Origin of the sequence: Streptomyces sp. TG1A-60, from assembly GCF_037201975.1 — a bacterium.
Lineage (GTDB): Bacteria > Actinomycetota > Actinomycetes > Streptomycetales > Streptomycetaceae > Streptomyces.
On sequence record NZ_CP147520.1, the window covers coordinates 3,217,335 to 3,240,202 of the forward strand.

18 protein-coding genes and 3 pseudogenes are annotated in these 22,868 nt (G+C 67.1%); 3 read left to right on the forward strand and 18 right to left on the reverse strand.

Annotation, left to right across the window (positions count from 1 at the left end):
• Nucleotides 1–5 precede the first annotated feature (5 nt).
• The 7 genes from rpsS to WBG99_RS13440 all read right to left on the reverse strand — a co-directional run bounded on the left by rpsS (nucleotide 6) and on the right by WBG99_RS13440 (nucleotide 3,819).
• Nucleotides 6–287 (reverse strand): 30S ribosomal protein S19, encoded by a 282-nt coding sequence (gene rpsS, locus WBG99_RS13410; protein WP_010986346.1) that lies wholly within the window; start codon nucleotides 285–287, stop codon nucleotides 6–8.
• Between the two features lie 12 nt (nucleotides 288–299).
• Entirely contained in the window at nucleotides 300–1,136 is an 837-nt protein-coding gene (rplB, locus tag WBG99_RS13415; RefSeq protein WP_338896545.1) for a 50S ribosomal protein L2, read from the reverse strand.
• Nucleotides 1,137–1,186: 50 nt separating this feature from the next.
• Nucleotides 1,187–1,606, reverse strand: a complete 420-nt coding sequence (rplW, locus tag WBG99_RS13420) for a 50S ribosomal protein L23 (RefSeq protein WP_338896546.1) — start codon at nucleotides 1,604–1,606, stop codon at nucleotides 1,187–1,189.
• A complete protein-coding gene (rplD, locus tag WBG99_RS13425; RefSeq protein ID WP_338896547.1) occupies nucleotides 1,606–2,265 on the reverse strand; it encodes a 50S ribosomal protein L4 in 660 nt (219 codons plus the stop codon). The genes rplW and rplD overlap by 1 nt, the downstream gene beginning before the upstream one ends.
• A gap of 7 nt (nucleotides 2,266–2,272) precedes the next feature.
• Complete coding sequence (gene rplC, locus WBG99_RS13430; RefSeq protein ID WP_028805738.1) at nucleotides 2,273–2,917, reverse strand: 50S ribosomal protein L3; 645 nt, start codon at nucleotides 2,915–2,917, stop codon at nucleotides 2,273–2,275.
• A gap of 17 nt (nucleotides 2,918–2,934) precedes the next feature.
• A complete protein-coding gene (gene rpsJ / locus WBG99_RS13435; protein WP_003948644.1) occupies nucleotides 2,935–3,243 on the reverse strand; it encodes a 30S ribosomal protein S10 in 309 nt (102 codons plus the stop codon).
• Nucleotides 3,244–3,648: 405 nt separating this feature from the next.
• On the reverse strand, nucleotides 3,649–3,819 hold the full coding sequence (locus WBG99_RS13440) for a hypothetical protein (protein ID WP_338900592.1): 171 nt from the start codon (nucleotides 3,817–3,819) through the stop codon (nucleotides 3,649–3,651).
• Here WBG99_RS13440 and WBG99_RS13445 point away from each other — a divergent pair.
• Nucleotides 3,763–4,123, forward strand: a pseudogene (locus WBG99_RS13445) (polynucleotide adenylyltransferase); the annotation flags it as partial. The gene WBG99_RS13440 and the pseudogene WBG99_RS13445 overlap by 57 nt on opposite strands.
• A 132-nt stretch (nucleotides 4,124–4,255) precedes the next feature.
• Here the strand turns inward: WBG99_RS13445 and WBG99_RS13450 are convergent.
• From WBG99_RS13450 to WBG99_RS13460, 3 genes are all read right to left on the reverse strand, one after another.
• The gene (locus WBG99_RS13450) at nucleotides 4,256–5,083 is read right to left on the reverse strand and encodes a hypothetical protein (protein ID WP_338896548.1); all 828 of its coding nucleotides are present in this window, start codon (nucleotides 5,081–5,083) and stop codon (nucleotides 4,256–4,258) included.
• 471 nt (nucleotides 5,084–5,554) lie between these two features.
• Entirely contained in the window at nucleotides 5,555–5,764 is a 210-nt protein-coding gene (locus WBG99_RS13455; protein WP_338896549.1) for a DUF397 domain-containing protein, read from the reverse strand.
• Nucleotides 5,761–6,636, reverse strand: a complete 876-nt coding sequence (locus WBG99_RS13460; protein ID WP_338896550.1) for a helix-turn-helix transcriptional regulator — start codon at nucleotides 6,634–6,636, stop codon at nucleotides 5,761–5,763. Before WBG99_RS13460 ends, WBG99_RS13455 begins: the two co-directional genes overlap by 4 nt.
• A 155-nt stretch (nucleotides 6,637–6,791) precedes the next feature.
• Between WBG99_RS13460 and WBG99_RS13465 the strand changes: the two genes are divergently transcribed.
• Nucleotides 6,792–7,358, forward strand: coding sequence for an ATP-binding protein (locus WBG99_RS13465; protein WP_338896551.1), 567 nt, complete (start codon nucleotides 6,792–6,794; stop codon nucleotides 7,356–7,358).
• 3 nt (nucleotides 7,359–7,361) lie between these two features.
• A pseudogene (locus tag WBG99_RS13470) lies at nucleotides 7,362–7,751 on the forward strand (Uma2 family endonuclease); the annotation flags it as partial.
• A gap of 53 nt (nucleotides 7,752–7,804) precedes the next feature.
• On the opposite strand, the gene WBG99_RS13475 reads toward WBG99_RS13470, so the two are convergent.
• From WBG99_RS13475 to rpoB, 8 genes and pseudogenes are all read right to left on the reverse strand, one after another.
• Complete coding sequence (locus WBG99_RS13475) at nucleotides 7,805–9,022, reverse strand: hypothetical protein (protein WP_338896552.1); 1,218 nt, start codon at nucleotides 9,020–9,022, stop codon at nucleotides 7,805–7,807.
• Nucleotides 9,023–9,369: 347 nt separating this feature from the next.
• Nucleotides 9,370–10,563 carry an elongation factor Tu gene (gene tuf / locus WBG99_RS13480; RefSeq protein ID WP_338896553.1) on the reverse strand — a complete coding sequence of 398 codons (1,194 nt, stop codon included), beginning with the start codon at nucleotides 10,561–10,563 and terminating at the stop codon, nucleotides 9,370–9,372.
• 155 nt (nucleotides 10,564–10,718) lie between these two features.
• Nucleotides 10,719–12,845 (reverse strand): elongation factor G, encoded by a 2,127-nt coding sequence (fusA, locus tag WBG99_RS13485; RefSeq protein ID WP_338896554.1) that lies wholly within the window; start codon nucleotides 12,843–12,845, stop codon nucleotides 10,719–10,721.
• 39 nt (nucleotides 12,846–12,884) lie between these two features.
• Nucleotides 12,885–13,355, reverse strand: a complete 471-nt coding sequence (gene rpsG, locus WBG99_RS13490) for a 30S ribosomal protein S7 (RefSeq protein WP_005481264.1) — start codon at nucleotides 13,353–13,355, stop codon at nucleotides 12,885–12,887.
• A gap of 2 nt (nucleotides 13,356–13,357) precedes the next feature.
• Nucleotides 13,358–13,729 (reverse strand): 30S ribosomal protein S12, encoded by a 372-nt coding sequence (rpsL, locus tag WBG99_RS13495; RefSeq protein ID WP_003948652.1) that lies wholly within the window; start codon nucleotides 13,727–13,729, stop codon nucleotides 13,358–13,360.
• 289 nt (nucleotides 13,730–14,018) lie between these two features.
• Entirely contained in the window at nucleotides 14,019–14,543 is a 525-nt protein-coding gene (locus WBG99_RS13500) for a DUF1707 and DUF4190 domain-containing protein (protein WP_338900329.1), read from the reverse strand.
• A 208-nt stretch (nucleotides 14,544–14,751) separates the two neighbouring features.
• Complete coding sequence (locus tag WBG99_RS13505) at nucleotides 14,752–18,651, reverse strand: DNA-directed RNA polymerase subunit beta' (protein WP_338896555.1); 3,900 nt, start codon at nucleotides 18,649–18,651, stop codon at nucleotides 14,752–14,754.
• A gap of 94 nt (nucleotides 18,652–18,745) precedes the next feature.
• A pseudogene (rpoB, locus tag WBG99_RS13510) lies at nucleotides 18,746–22,230 on the reverse strand (DNA-directed RNA polymerase subunit beta).
• Between the last annotated feature and the right edge of the window lie 638 nt (nucleotides 22,231–22,868).

Sequence of the window (22,868 nt, forward strand, 5' to 3'; positions counted from 1 at the left end):
CCGCGTTAGCGGCGCTTCGACTTCCGGTCGTCCTTGACGTGACCCCGGAAGGTGCGCGTCGGCGAGAACTCGCCGAGCTTGTGGCCGACCATCGACTCGGTGACGAACACCGGAATGTGGGTCTTGCCGTTGTGCACCGCGATCGTGTGGCCGAGCATGGCCGGGATGATCATCGAGCGACGGGACCAGGTCTTGATGACGTTCTTGGAACCGGCTTCGTTCTGGGCGTCCACCTTCTTGATGAGGTGGTCGTCGACGAAGGGCCCCTTCTTGAGACTGCGCGGCATCTGAACCCGCTCCTAGCGCTTCTTGTTCGTCTTGCGGCGGCGGACGATGTACTTGCTCGAGGCCTTCTTCGGCGAACGAGTACGACCCTCCTTCTGACCCCAGGGGCTGACCGGGTGGCGACCACCGGAGGTCTTGCCCTCACCACCACCGTGGGGGTGGTCAACCGGGTTCATCGCCACACCGCGGACGGTCGGGCGCACGCCCAGCCAGCGCTTGCGGCCGGCCTTGCCCCAGTTGATGTTGCTCTGCTCGGCGTTGCCGACCTCGCCGACGGTGGCGCGGCAGCGCACGTCGACCAGGCGGATCTCACCGGACGGCATGCGGAGGTGGGCGTAGGCGCCCTCCTTCGCGAGCAGCTGCACGGAGGCACCGGCGGAGCGGGCGAACTTGGCACCGCCACCGGGACGGAGCTCGATCGCGTGGATCGTGGTACCGACCGGGATGTTGCGGAGGGCCAGGTTGTTGCCCGGCTTGATGTCGGCCCCGGGACCGTTCTCCACGCGGTCACCCTGCTGCAGGTTGCGCGGGGCGAGGATGTAGCGCTTCTCGCCGTCGGCGTAGTGCAGCAGCGCGATGCGCGCGGTGCGGTTGGGGTCGTACTCGATGTGCGCGACCTTCGCCGGCACGCCGTCCTTGTCGTGACGACGGAAGTCGATCACGCGGTAGGCGCGCTTGTGTCCGCCACCCTGGTGGCGAACGGTCACACGACCGGCGTTGTTACGGCCGCCCTTGCTGTGCAGCGGGCGGACCAGCGACTTCTCCGGCGTGGACCGCGTGACCTCGACGAAGTCGGCGACGCTGGAGCCACGGCGGCCCGGCGTAGTCGGCTTGTACTTGCGGATTCCCATTGTCTCTCAGTCCTCGGAAGTTTCCCGATTATCTGGACGCTCCGACCCGCTTACGCGGTCGGACCGCCGAAGATGTCGATACGGTCGCCCTCGGCAAGGGTCACGATCGCGCGCTTGCTGTCGGCACGCTTGCCGAAGCCCGTGCGGGTCCGCTTGCGCTTGCCCTGGCGGTTGATCGTGTTGACCCCGGTGACCTTGACCGAGAAGACCGCCTGGACGGCCTGCTTGATCTCGGTCTTGTTGGCGCCGGGCGCGACGATGAAGGTGTACTTGCCCTCGTCGAGCAGCGCGTAGCTCTTCTCCGACACGACCGGCTTCAGCAGGACGTCACGGGGGTCCGTGAACGCCTTGCTCGGCGCGGTGACGACGGTGTTCTTGCCCTCGGCGGCGTGGCGACGCGCCTTGGCGACGCGCGCGGCCTTGGCGGCCTTGGCAGCCTTGGCGGCGATGCTCGGGTGACGCGTAGCCATCAGGCCTCGCTCCCTTCGGTGTCGTTGGCCTTGTTCGGGCCGGACACGAAGGACTCAAGGGCGGCCTGGGTGAAGACCACGTCGTCCGAGACGATCACGTCGTACGTGTTCAGCTGGCCCGGCTCCAGGATGTGCACCTGGGGCAGGTTGCGGGCGGAGAGCCACGCGGCCTCGTCGGCGCGCTCGACGACCAGGAGCAGGTTCTTGCGCTCCGAGATCTTGCCGAACAGCGACTTGGCGGCCTTGGTGGACGGGTTCTCGCCCTCGATCACGCCGGAGACGACGTGGATGCGGTTGTGGCGGGCCCGGTCGGTGAGGGCGTGGCGCAGGGCCGCGGCCTTCATCTTCTTCGGGGTCCGCTGCGAGTAGTCACGCGGCTGCGGGCCGTGGACGACGCCACCGCCGGCGAACTGCGGCGCGCGGGTCGAGCCCTGGCGGGCGCGGCCGGTGCCCTTCTGGCGGTACGGCTTCTTGCCGCCACCACGGACTTCACCGCGACGCTTGGTCTTGTGCGTGCCCTGGCGGGCAGCGGCGTTCTGCGCGACGACGACCTGGTGGATCAGCGGGATGCTGACCTTCTCCACGCCGAAGATCTCCGCGGGGAGCTCGACGCTTCCGGTCTTCTCGCCGGCAGGCGAAAGGATGTCAACAGTGCTCATCGGTACCTCAGGCCCCCTTGGCCGCGGTGCGGACCAGGACGAGGCCGCCGTTCGGACCGGGAACCGCGCCCTTGATGAGCAGCAGACCCTTCTCCGCGTCAACGGCGTGGACGGTCAGGTTCTGGGTGGTGACCCGCTCGTTGCCCATGCGACCCGCCATGCGGAGGCCCTTGAACACACGGCCCGGGGTGGCGCAGCCACCGATGGAGCCGGGAGAGCGGTGCTTGCGCTGGGTGCCGTGACCGGCGCCGAGGCCCTTGAAGTTGTGACGCTTCATGACACCGGCGAAGCCCTTGCCCTTGCTCTTGCCGGTCACGTCGACCTTCACGCCGGCCTCGAAGACCTCGGCGGAGATCTCCTGGCCCAGCGTGTACTCGGAGGCGTCCGCGGTGCGGATCTCGACGAGGTGGCGGCGGGGGGTGACGTCGGCCTTGGCGAAGTGACCCTTGAGGGGCTTGTTCACCTTGCGCGGGTCGATCTCGCCGAAGGCGATCTGGACCGACTCGTAGCCGTCGGCATCGTTCGTACGGACCTGGGTCACGACGTTGGGGCCGGCCTTGACGACGGTGACCGGAACAACACGGTTGTTCTCGTCCCACACCTGCGTCATGCCGAGCTTCTCGCCCAGGATGCCCTTGATCTGCTTAGCCATTCTCAGCTCACCGACCCTCAGAGCTTGATCTCGATGTCGACACCGGCCGGGAGGTCGAGTCGCATCAGAGAGTCAACGGTCTTGGGGGTGGGGTCGAGGATGTCGATCAGGCGCTTGTGCGTGCGCATCTCGAAGTGCTCGCGCGAGTCCTTGTACTTGTGCGGCGACTTGATGACGCAGTACACGTTCTTCTCAGTGGGCAGCGGCACCGGGCCCGCGACCGACGCACCAGTGCGCGTCACCGTCTCGACGATCTTCTTCGCCGAGGAGTCGATGACCTCGTGGTCGTAGGCCTTGAGCCGGATGCGGATCTTCTGTCCCGCCATGGCTACTCAGTAGTCCTGTTCTCTCTTACGCTCTGGAACCCGGTGTTCCACTGTCCACTCTCCGACCCACGCGGTCGGGCGTGTCGCGCTTCCGCTGACACGGATGTCCCTTGACCGAACATCCCCTGTCTGGGAAACACGGCCCTTCCGGAACCGCGGACCGGGGGCGGAGGCCCACCGGATGCCTGGCCGGCGCTGCACTGACACTTCCCGAAAGATTCCCGTACGTCCGTCCCAGCGCTGCCTTCAGGCAGTTGGGACGACGAGTACTGTGGGACTCGCTTCCGGTCCTCCCGGCGGGAGGCGCGCAGCATCAACACTCGACCGAGCAACCCCGCTAGTCTGCCATACGGCCCAGCGCCTTAGCCAATCGAGCCGGAGAGATTACCCCGAGAGTGACGTAGGTCAAACCCGGGAGCCGCTGCCGCTGTCCGAGGCGTCGCTCGGGGTGCCGTCCGGGGTATCGGGAAACACGAGCCGGACTCCGCCGCTGATCGCTCCCAGGCACCCCGGTGCCAGGTGGCCGACCGGATCGCCCGTCTCGTCGCGGACGCGCTCCCCGACGGCGTCGTGCATGTCGTCGGCTCCCGGTGCATGGGCTGCGCGCTGCCGGCGCGGACCTGGGCCTGGTGGCGGCGCTGCCGGTACACCCGAACTAGCCGCCGTACAGGCGAAGTTGAGCAAAGCGAGGCGCGTCGCGGTCGGCTATGTGCGCGAGGTGGCCGGGGCACGCGTACCCGGCCTGCGGCTGCGCCTCGGCGGGCTGGACGTGGACCTGGCCGTCGTGGCCACCGGATCGACGGACCCGGCGGAGGCTGTGGACCGGCGGGCCGAGTTGGGTGAGGCGGCGGCGATCGCGCTCAGCGCGGTGAGCGACTCGGCCTGGGCCCGACCCCACCGACCGCCGCCGACCTGACCGCCGTGGCGGAACGCCGGCTGCGCGGCCTGGCGGGGGTCACGCTCACGAGGGTCGAGGGCGGCGGCGTACCGACGCTCCGCTGAGCGCCGGAGGTCAGCGCACGTCGACGTAGTCCGCCGCGCTGGTGGCGACGCCGGTCGTCGTGTTGCCGTAGTACTTCCAACGCCAGGAGCCGTCGGTGGAGGCGGTGACCGTGGTCTTCAGGGCACCGGTGCTGCTGGTGGTGGCCTTCTTGACCGTCTTGAAGGTGTCGGTGCCCTTGGCGCGGAACTGGAGGCTGACCGTGCGGCCGCTGTAGGCGCCGTACTTCTTGGTGCTCCAGTTCGCCCGGGTCAGCTTGCCCGTGACGGTCACCGGCTTGCCCTTGGTGACCGGCTCCGGCGCGGCGTTGACGGTCGCCTTGGCCGCGCGCTTGAGCTGGGCGGTCTGGGACCGCGTCTCGTACTCCTCGGCCTTGAGCCCGCCGCTGTCCTTGAACAGGCGGAGCCCCACGGCGACCTTCCACGTGGTGGCGTCACCGTTGGAGTCGACGTGTTTCTGGGACCAGTGCGGATCGATGTAGAGGTTGCCCTCGCAACGGGCCTTCTTGGAGCTGAGCTCGTAGCAGATGTACACGCCCGGCCCGATGTAGTTCTCCCCCGTGTCGGCCGCCGTCTTCGGGCTGCCGCGATAGAGGAAGGGGTACGCGTCGTAGCTGAACGGCTCGTAGGTGCTGTAGCCGGCAGGCAGGGTGACGTGGAAGCTGAGGGGCGGCTCCGCCTCCTTCGACGTGCCGACCACGATCGGCTTGCCCTTGTTGATGACGACCTCCGACACGGTGATACCGGTGTCCGCCGCCTGAGCCGCAGGCGCGTTCAGCACCGAGAACCCCAGCGCCCCCACGAGCGTGGCCACCGCGACGGTTCGTCTGCCTGTCTTCATTCACACCTCTTCGGAGGATGCCGATATGGAGGCGGCAGAGTATCAAGGGTGATCTCACGGCGATTCCACACGTCGAACACCCCGGAGAGGGCGAACTGTGCTCTCGATCAGGGACGTACGCCAGCAACGGGGAGAAGCCCACGTCATGGTGAAGGTGCGGTTGGAGACCAGCCGGGAGCACGTCGCCGAACTGGCCGATGGCGTCCCGCCGGGTGGTGTAGCCGATCAAGGCGCCGGAATCCGCAGGTCAGGGACGGTGGCTCCGCCGGACCAAGGGTTCAACTCGCCTCAGCGGGAGGCCTCGTGGGCTGCCGCCTCTGCGGAGATCGTCAGGGACCTCGTACCGGAACGCACAACGCTTGATCCCCTACACCACGACGCGGGACGCGACCCGGGAACCAGATCCCGGCCCCCTGGCCCGGCTACGTCGCCCGCGGCATGGTCGCCATCTGTCCGCCGGTCGAAGACGGCTCAGCCCCTGGCCGCGTACGATACGAAGTCCGCCCAGGCGGGCGGCGTGAGCGCGAGCCGAGGAAGCCGTATGTCTTTGGAGTCGCGGATGTGGACGGTGCCGGGGGAGGCGGCGACCTCGACGCAGGAATTGCCGTCGTTGCCACCGCTGTAGCTGCTCTTGAACCACGCCAGCTCGGAGGCGTCCCCGGCAGTGGTCTTGCGGATCATGTTTCTCCCAGCAGTTGCTCGACGAAGGCAAGCGACTCCCCTGGAGAGAGCGCCTGAGCCCGGATGGTGCCATACCGCAGTTCAAGGATGCGCAGGTGCTTGGGCTCGGAGATCGGTCGGCCGTTGAAGGCGCCGTCGGAGCGACCCACAGCCGTACCGTCCGCGAATTTCAGCAGTTCGATTCGACCGTCCAGACCGGAGTGGGTGTCACAACTCATCGGCATCACCTGAAGCACGACGTTGTGCAAACGCCCTACCTCCAGCAGACGTTCAAGCTGCTGACGCCACACCATTGTGCCTCCGATGGGTCGTCGCAGTGCACCCTCTTCCAGGACGAAACTGACCGCTGGAGCCGGCGAGCGCTCGAAGACCGACTGCCGGGCCAGCCGAGCAGCCACCATGCGTTCCACGTTGTCCGGCGAGTACGGCGGTTGAGCGGCCCCGATGACAGCGCGCGCGTGATCGGGCGTCTGCAGCAGCCCGGCGATGATGTTGCACTCGTACACGCCGATCTCGACCGCCTGAGCCTCCAGCTTCCCCAGCTCCCGCACCTTCTTCGGGTACCGGACCTTCTTCACGTCCTCCCAGGTCGCCGAGATGAGGCCGTCCGCCTCCAGCGCCTCGTCGGACTTGTCCAGATACTCCTGCCGGGGAATCCGCTTCCCGGCCTCGATCTTGTAGACCAGGTCCTCGCCGTACCCGATCGCCACCGCGAAGTCGGCCACTCGCATCCCCATGGCCTCGCGCCGCAGTTTCAGCTGCCGCCCCACGGTCTCGACGACCGCGACGCCCCAGTCGTCGTCGGGGTCCACCTCCCAACCCGGCTCGTTCGTCTCGCCCTTGAGCCGACCCGCGCCGCCGTCCCCGTGCATCGCGCACCTCTCCGCCGTACCGATGTGACTCAACGCCCCCTACCCGTAGGCCCGTTCCGGACAGGCCCGACAACGCCGGACAAGCCCTGGACAGTAACCGTACGTACCGGCGTAGTCACTGTTCACACTAGGCGCACGCCGCCACGCTGAGTGACGTGAATCCGGAAACCGTCGCTCCCGACAGCGAACTCGTCAGCCCCATCCGCAACTTCAGCGTGCGGCTGTCACCCACGCCTCGTGGAGCCCGTCTCGCCCGCCTCCTCGCCACCGAGCAACTGCGCGAGTGGGGAATGCCGTTGCACCCGGCGGACCACATCGTCGCCGAGCTGGCGGCCAACGCGGCGACGCACGGACGGGTTCGGGGCCGCGACTTCGACCTGACGATGTACGTCATCGGCGCCACCCTTCGTATCGAGGTGACGGACACGCGCGGTGAACGGCTGCCCCGGGCCCAACACCCCTCCCCCGACGCCGAGTCCGAGTCCGAGTCCGGCCGAGGCCTCCTCCTCGTCGAGGAGCTCGCCGACCGCTGGGGCACCGCGCCGGGGAGGCCGCCGCGCAAGACCGTCTGGGCCGAGGTCGCTCTCCGACCGGCACCGAAACCCAGTTCTGCGGGCTTCGGTGCGACGAGCGGTCTTTCCCCAAAGGACCGGGGAGAGAAAGAACCCCACCAAACCCCACCCCTCCTCCCGCCCAGCATGCCGCCTCACCCTCGCGGGTGAACGGTGGCCCACACGGGCACCCCAGATGTGGAGGACGAGCCCGAGGGGGTCATGCGACACCCCGACGTGATGCTCATCGCCGAGGCGGACATGGAAGGAGACGGCTCCTTCGACGCACGTACGCTGATCGCCGCGATCGAGATCGTGTCCCGTTCCAACCCCGACAACGACTGGATCGGCAAGGTCCGCGACTACCCCCTGCTTGGCATCCCCGTCTACGCCGTCTTCGACCCACGCACCGGCACCGGCGCCGTCCTCACCGACATCCACTCCACCCCGGACGGTCCCCGCTATGCCACCCGCAAGGACTTCGTCTACGGCGAGGACGTCACCATCGCCGACTGGACCATCTCCACGGACAACCTGCCTCGCTACCCGTTCAAGTGCACGTAACAGCGGCGGTTACCGGGCGGCGCTCCGGAACGCGGGACGGGCCGGAGCGCCGTTCAGGTGCGGGTGACCTGGCCGCACCCCTCGTGGTTCTGCTCCCGCAGGGACTCACTGCGGTCGTAGGGATCCTTGGCCGCGCCGGTGGCGGGCCCGCCGGTGGGAGTACCTCCGGGGAAGACCGGGTGGAGGTAGCCGTCGTAGACGTCGCACTCGTTGTTGAAGGTGTCGACGGCGTACTCGCGGATCATCAGCTTGCCCCGCGTGACGTTCCATCGCTCCGGGTCGGACAAGGACAGCGTCAGATCGCGGCGAACGATGGTCCGCGCCACGAGGTCTCCGCTGTCGTCGGGCCGCACCAGGGGGTAGACGAAACTGTAGTCCGCGTGGACGAGCACCTCACCCGGCTCTCCGGCGGCGAACGTCAGATGCCCGCGCACCTTGATCACGTCACCGGCCGGCTCCACCTCGTCCGGGTCGAAGCGGCTGAAGAAACCCACGGGGTCATGGCCTTGCGACGGCCGACGCAGCGACCGTCGCACTTCGGGCAACATGTCCGGCTGCTGGGGGTCGAGCAGGGCCAGGGCCTTGGCGGGGTGCCCGCCCCGCAGCACGGCCGGGTCCAGGTTGGAGGCGACCAGGAAGTCCTTGGTGCGGCGCAGCGCGAGCGCCACGTCGTCCTTGCCCAGCCCGGCGACCGCCCGCGCGGCCGGCAGCTCGATGGCGTCCGCGCCGTCGGCCCAGCGACGGGCGGGCGATCCACGGAACGGATGGCCGACCGTGGGCAGCCCGGCCTGGGTGTCGGCGTCCGCCGCGGCGGAGGGCAGGGCCTGCTCGGCGGGCAGCGGCGACGGGGAGGCCTCGGCGCCGGACGCCGAGTCGTGTCCGGGGAGACGGTCCAGCACCAGCGAGGGGCGGATGGCGACCACGAGGACCGCCAGGGCCAGCACCACGCCGAAGGCCGATCCCAGTCTGCGGCGCCGGTCGCGGCTGCCGTCGATCTCCTGCCAGGCGGGGCCGGTGCGCCAGCCGGGCGGGGCCGGGGGCTGTGGGTTCCGCGCCGCCTTCCGCCGCCCCCACCGCCGGCCGCCGCTCGCCCGCCGCGCCGCCTCGTCCTGCTCCGCCAGCCGCCGCGTGACCATGCGGGCGCGCGCCGACGGCTCCTTCGGCAAGGAACCGCCACCGCCCTCCTCCGCCTTCCGCAGGAACGCCTCCCACTCCTCGTCGGATATGGAGGGCTGCTCGTCGGGCTGCTCACTGGGCGGGACGGTACTCACGGTGTCACTCTCGTAGTCGGGGCGTACGCGGCTGCGACACCCCGGCAGGGCCCTCCAGCAGGTCTGTCGACCGGCTGGACACCCCGGCAGGGACTCCCGCGTCCGATCATGCTCGGACGGGGCGCCCACGACTCACAAGCCCCGCACGAGGCGTACGAGGAGTCGTACGGAACACGTGATCCAACCGGTACGGATCCGAGGCACGGGCCCTGATCAGGCACCCGTCGCCAGGCACTCACGCGCACTCTCACCGGGTCCACGCGGAGAACGAAGAGGCCCGTACGACCGAAGTCGTACGGGCCCCTTCGTGGAACTCGCGGTGGAGCTACCAGGTCAGGTCGACAAGCTCACTTGTTGATCTTGGTGACCTGGCCGGCGCCCACGGTCCGGCCACCCTCACGGATGGCGAACTTCAGGCCCTCTTCCATGGCGATGGGCTGAATGAGCTCAACCTTCATCTCCGTGTTGTCGCCCGGCATGACCATCTCGGTGCCCTCGGGGAGGGTCACGACGCCGGTCACGTCCGTCGTACGGAAGTAGAACTGCGGGCGGTAGTTGTTGAAGAACGGCGTGTGGCGGCCACCCTCGGCCTTGTCCAGGATGTACGCCTGCGCCTCGAACTCGGTGTGCGGGGTGACCGAACCCGGCTTGATGATGACCTGGCCGCGCTCGACGTCCTCGCGCTTGATGCCACGAAGCAGCAGACCGACGTTCTCACCGGCCTGGCCCTCGTCGAGCAGCTTGCGGAACATCTCGATGCCGGTGACCGTGGTGGTGGTCTTCTCCGGCTTGATGCCCACGATGTCCACGGTCTCGTTGACCTTGAGGACACCACGCTCGATACGGCCGGTGACGACGGTGCCACGACCGGTGATCGTGAAAACGTCCTCGATCGGCATCAGGAACGGCTTGTCGACGTCACGCTCGGGCTGCGGGATCGACTCGTCGACGGCCTTCATCAGGTCGAGGACGGTCTGGCCCCACTCCTTGTCGCCCTCAAGGGCCTTGAGCGCCGAGACCTTGACGACCGGAAGGTCGTCGCCCGGGAACTCGTACTCGGAGAGCAGCTCACGAACCTCGAGCTCGACGAGCTCCAGGATCTCCTCGTCGTCCACCATGTCGGCCTTGTTCAGGGCGACGACGATGTACGGAACGCCGACCTGGCGGGCCAGGAGCACGTGCTCCTTGGTCTGCGGCATCGGGCCGTCGGTGGCGGCGACCACGAGGATGGCGCCGTCCATCTGCGCCGCACCCGTGATCATGTTCTTGATGTAGTCCGCGTGACCGGGGCAGTCGACGTGGGCGTAGTGACGCGTCTCCGTCTGGTACTCGACGTGCGCGATGGAGATGGTGATACCGCGCTGGCGCTCCTCAGGAGCCTTGTCGATCTGGTCGAAGGCCGAGGCCTCGTTCAGGTCCGGGTACGCGTCGTGCAGCACCTTGGTAATGGCGGCCGTGAGGGTCGTCTTACCGTGGTCGATGTGACCGATGGTGCCGATGTTGACGTGCGGCTTAGTCCGCTCGAACTTCGCCTTCGCCACTGGGGTCCTCCTGTGTGGTTCTGGTACGCCTTACTTCATCGGCGCCAGGTGATCTTTGCTGGATGGCCCGGATCCCCGGGGCATTCCCTCCGTCAGTACGGCGGAATGCCCCGCGAGGCTCCGGAGTCAAGCCTACGGCGTGTGAACGCGGTGCGTTACTCGCCCTTGGCCTTCGCGATGATCTCCTCGGCGACGTTCCGCGGAACCTCGGCGTAGGAGTCGAACTGCATCGAGTAGCTCGCGCGACCCGACGTCTTGCTGCGGAGGTCTCCGACGTAGCCGAACATCTCCGAGAGGGGCACGAGGCCCTTCACGACGCGGGCACCGGCCCGCTCCTCCATGGCCTGGATCTGGCCACGGCGGGAGTTGATGTCGCCGATGACCTCACCCATGTAGTCCTCGGGCGTGGTGACCTCGACGGCCATCATCGGCTCAAGCAGAACAGGGCTGGCCTTGCGCGCGGCCTCCTTGAAGGCCTGCGAACCGGCGATCTTGAATGCCAGCTCGGAGGAGTCGACCTCGTGGTAGGCACCGTCGAGCAGCGTGATGCGGACGCCCGTCATCTCGTACCCGGCGAGGATGCCGAACTGCATGGCCTCCTGCGCACCGGCGTCCACCGAAGGGATGTACTCCTTCGGGATACGGCCACCGGTCACCTTGTTCACGAACTCGTACGAGGCGTCGCCACCCTCGATCGGCTCGATCGCGATCTGCACCTTGGCGAACTGACCGGTACCACCGGTCTGCTTCTTGTGGGTGTAGTCCACGCGCTCGACGGCCTTGCGGATCGTCTCACGATAGGCGACCTGCGGCTTGCCGACGTTGGCCTCGACCTTGAACTCACGGCGCATACGGTCGACCAGCACCTCGAGGTGCAGCTCGCCCATACCACCGATGATGGTCTGACCGGTCTCCTCGTCCGAGTGAACCTGGAAGGAGGGGTCCTCCTCCGCGAGACGCTGGATGGCGACACCCAGCTTCTCCTGGTCACCCTTGGACTTGGGCTCGATGGCGACCTGGATGACCGGCGCCGGGAAGTCCATGGACTCCAGGATCACCGGCTGCTTGTCGTCGCACAGCGTCTCACCGGTCGTGGTCTGCTTCAGACCCATCACGGCGATGATGTCGCCGGCGCCCACCGAGTCGATCTCCTCACGCTTGTTCGCGTGCATGCGGTAGATCTTGCCGATGCGCTCCTTCTTGCCCTTGACGGAGTTCAGCACGGCGGTGCCGGACTCCAGGCGGCCCGAGTAGACCCGGACGAAGGTGAGCTTGCCGAGGTGCGGGTCGCTCATGATCTTGAACGCCAGCGCGGACAGCGGCTCGTCTTCGGACGGCTTGCGCTTGACGACCAGCTCGGGGTCCTTCACGTCGTGGCCCTCGATGGCCTCGACGTCGAGCGGGGTCGGCAGGTAGCGCACGACCGCGTCGAGCAGGGGCTGGACGCCCTTGTTCTTGAACGCGGTGCCGCAGAACACCGGGGTGACCGTGGTGTCCTGGGACTTGCCGGACGCGATGGTGATGCGACGGATCGCGGCGTACAGCTGCTCCTCGGTGGGCTCCTCGCCCTCCAGGTACAGCTCCATGATCTCTTCGTCGTTCTCGGCGACGGCCTCGACGAGCTTGCCGCGGTACTCCTCGGCAGCCTCGGCGTGCGTGGCCGGGATGTCGACGACGTCGTACATCTCGCCCTTGGCGGCCTCGGCGGACCACACGAACGCCTTCATGGTGACGAGGTCGACGACACCCTTGAAGTCGGCCTCGGCACCGATCGGGAGCTGCATGACGAGCGGCTGGGCGCCCAGGCGGTCCGAGATCATGTCCACGCAGCGGTGGAACTCGGCGCCGGTGCGGTCCAGCTTGTTGACGAAGCAGATGCGGGGCACGCCGTAACGGTCGGCCTGACGCCACACCGTCTCGGACTGCGGCTCCACGCCGGCGACGCCGTCGAACACCGTCACGGCACCGTCGAGAACGCGGAGCGAACGCTCCACCTCGACGGTGAAGTCGACGTGGCCCGGGGTGTCGATGATGTTGATGGTGTGGTCGACGCCCTCAAGCGGCCAGTGACAGGTGGTGGCAGCAGAGGTGATCGTGATGCCACGCTCCTGCTCCTGCTCCATCCAGTCCATGGTGGCGGCGCCGTCGTGGACCTCACCGATCTTGTAGGAAACGCCGGTGTAGAACAGGATCCGCTCGGTGGTGGTCGTCTTGCCCGCGTCGATGTGGGCCATGATCCCGATGTTGCGGACCCTGGCCAGGTCAAGCGAAGTGGTAGCCATAAGGCTTCAGTCTTCTCTCGGTCTCGATGGGGTCTGCGACTACCAGCGGTAGTGCGCGAAGGCCTTGTTGGACTCGGCCATCTTGTGCGTGTCCTCGCGCTTCTTCACAGCGGCACCGAGGCCGTTGGAGGCGTCGAGAAGCTCGTTGAGCAGACGCTCGGTCATGGTCTTCTCGCGACGGGCGCGGGAGTAACCGACGAGCCAGCGCAGCGCGAGCGTGTTGGCACGACCGGGCTTGACCTCGATCGGAACCTGGTACGTCGCACCACCGACACGGCGGGACTTGACCTCGAGGGTCGGCTTGATGTTCTCCAGAGCGCGCTTCAGCGTGATGACCGGGTCGTTGCTGGTCTTCTCGCGCAGGCCCTCCATGGCGCCGTACACGATGCGCTCGGCGGTGGAGCGCTTGCCGTTCAGCAGCACCTTGTTGATGAGTGACGTGACAAGAGGAGAACCGTAGACCGGGTCGATGATGACCGGGCGCTTCGGGGCGGGGCCCTTACGAGGCATTCTTACTTCTCCTTCTTGGCGCCGTAGCGGCTGCGGGCCTGCTTGCGGTTCTTGACACCCTGGGTGTCGAGCGAACCACGGATGATCTTGTAGCGAACACCGGGCAGGTCCTTCACACGGCCGCCGCGCACGAGCACGATGGAGTGCTCCTGCAGGTTGTGTCCCTCACCCGGAATGTAAGCGGTGACCTCGATCCCGCTGGTCAGACGCACACGCGCGACCTTACGCAGGGCCGAGTTCGGCTTCTTCGGGGTGGTCGTGAACACACGCGTGCAGACGCCGCGGCGCTGGGGGGAACCCTCCAGTGCGGGCGTCTTGTTCTTCTCGACCTTGTCCTGCCGGCCCTTCCGGACCAGCTGCTGGATCGTAGGCACTACTTCTCCGGTTTCTGTGTGCCGAATGGTGAAGCTAACCTGGAACACTCGCCGACCCACGCGGTCGGGTGTGTCGAATGCTGCGGACTCTCGCCGCGAGGCAGAAAGGGCGCAGATTACGGTGGCCGCTTACGGCTCCCCCTATGCGGTTGAAGGCACGCACGGGAGCCAGGGCACACCCCAGGCACAAGGTCTGAGCGTACCTACCTCATTCGCTATGGTCAAAACAAATGGACGTGCGCGGGTTTGAGGACCGGGCGCGTCCCTCCCCGAGAGGCGCCGCCGGGGCTCACACGCCGCTGTTCGACGCGGTTCCCGCGATCACCATGAGGGCGAGGAAGAGCGCCCAGCCCGCGACGGAGAGCCAGCCCAGGATGATGCCGGCCAGGGCGAAGCCCTCGCCGCCCTCGCCGGTGCGCTTCATCTCGGCGCGGGCGGTGTGGCCGAGCACGACCGCCGGAATCCCGGTGAGCCCCATCGTCATGGTGGTGAGGACTCCGCAGATCATCGAGCCGACGGCCTTGCCGTTGGTGGGCGGGGGCGGCATGGGGGCCGGCATGAACGTTCTCGGGACCGGGGCGCCGCCCATGACGGTCGGCTGCGCCGCCGAGGGGCCCTGGGGCAGGTCGGCGACCAGAAGGGTCAGCTCCCCCACCGTGCGCGCCGTGTAGGCCCTCTCGACGCGCTTCTCGTACTCGTCCTGCTGAAGGCGGCCCTCACTGAAGCCTGCCCGCAGGACATCCACGGCACGCTCACGGTCGGCATGTGCGGCGAGCAGCGAAGGACTACTGCCCTGCGCCTGCTGCCACGGCATCGGCTGCCACTGCGGGTTCGACACGAGAAACACTCCCCCGGACTGGTTGTGCCTCCATGATGCTCCAACGCACGGCCCACGGCATCGGTTCCCCGCCCCACTTCTGTCCCGGTTCTGCCACACCGAACACCCGCACGACGCCGAAGGGCGGCCACCCCGTACGCAACGGAGCGACCGCCCTTCAGATCAGGCAACCACTACTGCTCGCCTACTGGTTGTACGGACCGTAGTCGTAGTCCTCCAGCGGAACGGCCTGGCCGGAGCCCGTGCCGAACGGCGAGTAGTCGATGTCGTCGTAGCCGACGGCCGAGTACATCGCGGCCTTGGCCTCCTCGGTCGGCTCGACCCGGATGTTGCGGTAGCGGGACAGGCCCGTACCGGCCGGGATGAGCTTACCGATGATGACGTTCTCCTTGAGGCCGATCAGGGAGTCGGACTTGGCGTTGATCGCCGCGTCCGTGAGGACCCTGGTCGTCTCCTGGAAGGACGCCGCCGACAGCCACGACTCGGTCGCCAGCGAGGCCTTGGTGATACCCATGAGCTGCGGACGACCCGAGGCCGGGTGACCACCCTCCTGGACCACACGACGGTTCTCGGTCTCGAACTTCGAACGCTCGACCAGCTCGCCGGGCAGCAGCTCGGCGTCGCCGGACTCGATGATCGTCACCCGGCGGAGCATCTGCCGGATGATGATCTCGATGTGCTTGTCGTGGATCGACACACCCTGCGAGTTGTAGACCTTCTGGACCTCGCCGACCAGGTGGACCTGGACGGCACGCTGGCCCAGGATGCGCAGCACGTCGTGCGGGTTGGTGGCACCCACGGTGAGCTTCTGGCCCACCTCGACGTGCTCGCCCTCGCTGACCAGGAGACGGGCACGCTTCGAGATCGGGAACGCCGTCTCGTCGCTGCCGTCGTCCGGCGTGATGACGATCTTCTTGGTCTTCTCGGTCTCCTCGATCCGCACGCGGCCGGAGGCCTCGGAGATCGGGGCGACGCCCTTCGGTGTACGGGCCTCGAAGAGCTCGACGACACGGGGCAGACCCTGGGTGATGTCGTCACCGGCCACACCACCGGTGTGGAAGGTACGCATCGTCAGCTGGGTACCGGGCTCACCGATGGACTGGGCGGCGATGATGCCGACCGCCTCACCGATGTCGACCAGCTTGCCCGTGGCCAGGGAGCGGCCGTAGCACATGGCGCACGTGCCGACCTTGGACTCACAGGTCAGGATCGAGCGGGTCTTGACCTCCCCGACACCGTGGCGCACGAGCTGGTCGATGAGCACGTCGCCCAGGTCCACGTTGGCCGGCGCGATCACCTTGCCGTCGATGACGACGTCCTCGGCGAGCATGCGGGCGTAGACGCTGGTCTCGACGTCCTCGGCCTTGCGCAGGACACCGGTCTCGTCCTTCGAGGCGATCCGCAGCTTCAGACCGCGCTCGGTACCGCAGTCCTCCTCGCGGATGATGACGTCCTGCGAGACGTCCACCAGACGACGGGTCAGGTAACCCGAGTCGGCGGTACGCAGGGCGGTGTCCGCCAGACCCTTACGGGCACCGTGCGTGGAGATGAAGTACTCCAGCACGGACAGGCCCTCACGGAAGGACGCCTTGATCGGACGCGGGATGGTCTCGTTCTTCGCGTTCGACACCAGACCGCGCATACCGGCGATCTGCCGCATCTGCATCATGTTTCCTCGGGCACCCGAGTCGACCATCATGAAGATGGGGTTGGTCTTGGGGAAGTTCGCGTTCATCGCCTCGGCGACCTCGTTGGTCGCCTTGGTCCAGATCGCGATGAGCTCCTGCGTGCGCTCTTCCTTGGTGATCAGACCGCGCTCGTACTGCTTCTGCACCTTCTCGTCCTGCGCCTCGTACCCGCGGACGATCTCCTTCTTCGCCTCGGGAACGACGACGTCGGAGATGGCCACGGTGACACCGGAACGGGTCGCCCAGTAGAAGCCGGCCGCCTTCAGGTTGTCGAGCGTCGCCGCCACGATGACCTTGGGGTAGCGCTCGGCCAGGTCGTTGACGATCTCGGAGAGCTGCTTCTTGCCCACCGAGTAGTCGACGAACGGGTAGTCCTCGGGCAGCAGCTCGTTGAAGAGCGCACGGCCGAGCGTGGTCTTCAGCCGGAAGCTGTCACCCTGCTGCCACTCCGGCTCGCCCTCCTCGCGCTCCGGCGGGGTCCAGCCGCGCGGCGGGATGGTGCCCACCGGGAAGCGGATGTCCACGGAGGACTGCAGCGCGAGCTCGTCGGCGTCGAACGCCATGATCGCCTCGGCCGTGGAGGCGAAGGAACGCCCCTCGCCCTTGGTGTCACGCAGCTCGCCGTCGGTGGTGAGGAAGAACAGACCGAGGACCATGTCCTGGGTCGGCATCGTCACCGGACGGCCGTCGGCGGGCTTGAGGATGTTGTTCGAGGACAGCATGAGGATGCGGGCCTCGGCCTGCGCCTCCGCGGACAGCGGCAGGTGCACGGCCATCTGGTCACCGTCGAAGTCCGCGTTGAACGCGGTGCAGACCAGCGGGTGGATCTGGATGGCCTTGCCCTCGACCAGCTGCGGCTCGAAGGCCTGGATGCCGAGGCGGTGCAGGGTGGGCGCACGGTTCAGCAGCACCGGGTGCTCGGCGATGACCTCTTCGAGGACGTCGTACACGACGGTGCGGCCGCGCTCCACCATGCGCTTGGCGCTCTTGATGTTCTGCGCGTGGTTCAGATCGACCAGGCGCTTCATCACGAACGGCTTGAACAGCTCCAGCGCCATCGCCTTCGGCAGACCGCACTGGTGCAGCTTCAGCTGCGGACCGACGACGATCACGGAACGCGCGGAGTAGTCCACACGCTTGCCGAGCAGGTTCTGACGGAAACGGCCCTGCTTGCCCTTCAGCATGTCGCTGAGGGACTTCAGCGGGCGGTTGCCGGGGCCGGTGACCGGGCGGCCACGACGGCCGTTGTCGAACAGCGCGTCGACGGCCTCCTGGAGCATGCGCTTCTCGTTGTTCACGATGATCTCGGGCGCGCCGAGGTCGAGAAGCCGCTTCAGTCGGTTGTTCCGGTTGATCACACGGCGGTACAGGTCGTTCAGGTCGGAGGTCGCGAAGCGGCCACCGTCCAGCTGCACCATCGGGCGGAGGTCCGGCGGGATGACCGGCACGCAGTCGAGCACCATGCCCTTGGGGCTGTTGCTGGTCTGCAGGAACGCGGAGACGACCTTGAGGCGCTTGAGCGCACGGGTCTTCTTCTGGCCCTTGCCGGTACGGATGATCTCGCGGAGGCGCTCGGCCTCCTCGTCCAGGTCGAAGGACTCCAGGCGCTTCTGCAGCGCCGCGGCACCCATCGAGCCGTCGAAGTACGTGCCGAAGCGGTCACGCAGCTCGCGGTAGAGGAGCTCGTCGCCCTCCAGGTCCTGGACCTTGAGGTTCTTGAACCGGGTCCACACCTCGTCGAGACGGTCGATCTCGCGCTGCGTACGGTCACGCAGCTGCTTCATCTCGCGCTCGGCGCCTTCGCGCACCTTGCGGCGCACGTCGGCCTTGGCGCCCTCGGCCTCCAGCTCGGCCAGGTCGGTCTCGAGCTTCTTGGCGCGGGCCTCCAGGTCGGCGTCCCGGCGGTTCTCGATCTGCTGCCGCTCGACGGAGACGTGCGCCTCCAGGGAGGGCAGGTCACGCGTACGGCGCTCCTCGTCGACGTACGTGATCATGTACGCCGCGAAGTAGATGACCTTCTCCAGGTCCTTCGGGGCGAGGTCGAGCAGGTAGCCCAGCCGCGACGGAACGCCCTTGAAGTACCAGATGTGTGTGACGGGCGCGGCCAGCTCGATGTGGCCCATCCGCTCACGGCGCACCTTGGCGCGCGTGACCTCGACGCCGCAGCGCTCACAGATGATGCCCTTGAAGCGGACGCGCTTGTACTTGCCGCAGTAGCACTCCCAGTCCCGGGTCGGACCGAAGATCTTCTCGCAGAAGAGTCCGTCCTTTTCGGGCTTCAGGGTGCGGTAGTTGATCGTCTCGGGCTTCTTGACCTCGCCGTGGCTCCACTGACGGATGTCGTCAGCGGTGGCCAGACCGATCCGGAGCTCGTCGAAGAAGTTGACGTCGAGCACTATGCGTCAATCCCTCTCAGGGTTGTAAGTCATGGGGTCTGATACGGGGGTCCTGGGGCCGGAGGCCTTCATGGCGAAGGCCTCCGAACTCCCGTCAGACCTCTTCGACGCTGCTCGGCTCACGCCGGGACAGGTCGATGCCAAGCTCCTCCGCAGCGCGGAAGACGTCCTCGTCGGTGTCGCGCATCTCGATGGACATGCCGTCCGAGGACAGCACCTCCACGTTGAGGCACAGGGACTGCATCTCCTTGATGAGCACCTTGAAGGACTCGGGGATGCCGGGCTCAGGGATGTTCTCGCCCTTGACGATGGCCTCGTAGACCTTCACGCGGCCGGTGACGTCGTCGGACTTGATGGTCAGCAGCTCCTGGAGGGCGTACGCGGCGCCGTAAGCCTCCAGCGCCCACACCTCCATCTCACCGAAGCGCTGGCCACCGAACTGGGCCTTACCACCCAGCGGCTGCTGGGTGATCATCGAGTACGGGCCGGTCGACCGGGCGTGCAGCTTGTCGTCGACCAGGTGGTGCAGCTTGAGGATGTACATGTACCCGACCGAGATCGGGTCCGGGAACGGCTCGCCGGAGCGGCCGTCGAACAGTCGCGCCTTGCCGGAGGGGAGCACCATGCGCTCGCCGTCGCGGTTGGGGATGGTGTGCTGGAGCAGACCGGCGAGCTCGTCCTCGCGGGCACCGTCGAAGACCGGGGTCGCGACGTTGGTGCCGGGGGCGACGGAGTCGGCGCCGATGACCTGCAGACGCTGCGCCCACTCGTCGGCGAGCCCGGAGACGTCCCAGCCGCGGCTGGCGAGCCAGCCGAGGTGGATCTCCAGGACCTGTCCCGGGTTCATTCGGGACGGCACACCGAGCGGGTTGAGGATGATGTCGACCGGGGTGCCGTCCTCCAGGAACGGCATGTCCTCGATCGGCAGGATCTTCGAGATGACACCCTTGTTGCCGTGACGGCCGGCGAGCTTGTCACCGTCGGTGATCTTGCGCTTCTGCGCCACGTACACGCGCACCAGCTGGTTCACACCGGGGGAAGCTCGTCGCCCTCCTCGCGGTCGAAGACTCGGACGCCGATGACCTTGCCGATCTCGCCGTGCGGCACCTTCAGCGAGGTGTCACGGACCTCACGGGCCTTCTCTCCGAAGATCGCGCGCAGCAGGCGCTCCTCCGGGGTCAGCTCGGTCTCACCCTTGGGCGTGACCTTGCCGACCAGGATGTCACCGGCGACGACCTCGGCACCGATACGGATGATGCCGCGCTCGTCGAGGTCGGCGAGGACCTCCTCGGAGACGTTCGGGATGTCCCGGGTGATCTCCTCGGGGCCGAGCTTGGTGTCACGGGCGTCGACCTCGTGCTCCTCGATGTGGATCGAGGAGAGGACGTCGTCCTGCACGAGGCGCTGCGACAGGATGATCGCGTCCTCGTAGTTGTGACCCTCCCACGGCATGAACGCCACGAGCAGGTTCTTGCCCAGCGCCATCTCGCCGTTCTCGGTGGCCGGACCGTCGGCCAGGACCTGGCCCTCGATGATCCGGTCGCCCTCGTGGACGATGACCTTCTGGTTGACCGAGGTGCCCTGGTTGGAGCGGGAGAACTTGGCCAGGCGGTACGTGATGTACGTGCCGTCGTCGTTGGCGGTGGTGATGTAGTCCGCGGAGACCTCCTGGACCACACCCGCCTTCTCGGCCTTGACCACGTCGCCGGCGTCGACGGCGGAGCGGTACTCCATGCCGGTGCCGACGAGCGGGGCCTCGGACTTGATCAGGGGAACGGCCTGGCGCATCATGTTCGCGCCCATGAGGGCACGGTTGGCGTCGTCGTGCTCGAGGAACGGGATCATGGCGGTCGCGACCGACACCATCTGGCGCGGTGAGACGTCCATGTAGTCCACGTCGTCACCGGGGACGTAGTCGACCTCGCCGCCACGACGGCGGACCAGGACGCGGTTCTCGGTGAAGCGCATGTCGTCGTTGAGCGTGGCGTTGGCCTGCGCGATGACGAAGCGGTCCTCCTCGTCGGCCGTCAGGTAGTCGACCTCGTCGGTGACGACACCATCGGTGACCCGGCGGTACGGCGTCTCCACGAAACCGAACGCGTTGACGCGGCCGTAGGAGGCGAGCGAACCGATCAGACCGATGTTCGGACCTTCGGGCGTCTCGATCGGGCACATACGGCCGTAGTGGGACGGGTGCACGTCACGGACCTCGAAGCCGGCCCGCTCACGGGAGAGACCGCCGGGACCCAGCGCCGAGAGACGACGCTTGTGCGTCAGACCCGACAGCGGGTTGTTCTGGTCCATGAACTGCGACAGCTGGCTGGTGCCGAAGAACTCCTTGATGGAGGCGACGACCGGCCGGATGTTGATCAGGGTCTGCGGCGTGATCGCCTCGACGTCCTGGGTCGTCATGCGCTCGCGGACGACACGCTCCATACGCGCCAGACCCGTACGGACCTGGTTCCGGATGAGCTCGCCGACGCTGCGCAGACGACGGTTGCCGAAGTGGTCGATGTCGTCGGTCTCGACGACGATCGTCTGGCCGTTGTCGGCGGCCGTCTCGGTCTCGCCCGCGTGCAGCTTCACCAGGTACTTGATCGTCGAGATGACGTCCTCGACGGTCAGGACGCCCGCGTCGAGCGGAGCCTCCGCACCCAGCTTCTTGTTGACCTTGTAGCGACCGACCTTCGCGAGGTCGTAGCGCTTGGGGTTGAAGTACAGGTTCTCCAGAAGCGTCTGCGCGGCCTCACGCGTGGGGGGCTCGCCCGGACGCAGCTTGCGGTAGATGTCGAGCAGCGCGTCGTCCTGCCCCTGGGTGTGGTCCTTCTCCAGGGTGGCGCGCATGGACTCGTACTCGCCGAACTCCTCCAGGATCTGCTCGGTGGTCCATCCGAGTGCCTTGAGGAGGACGGTCACGGACTGCTTGCGCTTGCGGTCGATACGGACACCGACCATGTCGCGCTTGTCGATCTCCATCTCCAGCCAGGCACCCCGGGACGGGATGATCTTGGCGGAGAAGATGTCCTTGTCGGACGTCTTGTCGATGGAGGAGTCGAAGTAGACACCGGGCGAGCGGACCAGCTGCGAGACCACGACACGCTCGGTGCCGTTGATCACGAAGGTGCCCTTGTGGGTCATGAGCGGGAAGTCGCCCATGAAGACCGTCTGGGACTTGATCTCACCGGTCTCGTTGTTGGTGAACTCGGCCGTGACGAAGAGCGGGGCCGCGTACGTGAAGTCGCGGTCCTTGCACTCGTCGATGCTGTTCTTCGGCGGCTCGAAGCGGTGGTCGCGGAAGGTCAGCGACATCGACCCGGAGAAGTCCTCGATCGGGGAGATCTCCTCGAAGATCTCCTCCAGACCGGACTTCGTGGGGACGTCCTGTCCGCTCTCGAGAGCCTCCTCGACCCGACTCTGCCAGGCGGTGTTGCCGAGCAGCCAGTCAAAGCTCTCGGTCTGCAGCGCGAGCAGGTTGGGAACCTCGAGGGGCTCCTTGATCTTTGCAAAGGAGATGCGCAGCGGGGCGGTGCTGGCGCCGTTGTTCGTATTCGCGGTCGAGGCGTTGCGCGAGGCGGCCAAGAGGGGGTCCTTCCGAGGGCTCGGACTCACTACGCGCGTACCGGCCCCTCTCCTGTGCAAAGAGAGCAGGCTGGCCCCGAACTGACTCGATAGGCCAGGTCGGGAATGGTCTGTTCGTCGATGCTCAAGTGAGGGCATGCCCCTGGTGACGGGCAGGGGACAGCTAACAGGCAGCGCAAAGGGTCAGTGTAGCCACTTGGCACACTGATGTCCAATGCGGGTTTCTCGCGACCCTCGTTGTTCTCGACACTTGCGCAAGCCCACGCCCTCAATGCACGTTGATACTGCCCTCTTCGCCGTCGATCCATGCCTCGGAGTTCGGATCGGTGTGACGACGCGTCCTGAGAATTGCGCGCTGCGTGCCGTTCGTCAAGGCCCCTCCCGCCCGATCCTGGTACCGCGGTCGTCACTCGCGGTGCGTCACCCGGGGCGTCGGCGGCACGACGAAGATCACCATACTCGTCGCCACCGACAGTGCAAGGCAGCCGTCGCTCGACGTCCCGGAACGCCGAAGGGCGACCACCCAGTTGGGTGATCGCCCTTCGGTACGTCCGCGTTACAGCCTCGAACGAGTTTTTGACACTCGCCCCGGAACTGTCCCGCTCGGGTCCTCGCGGACCCAGGCGTGCCGGCGGACC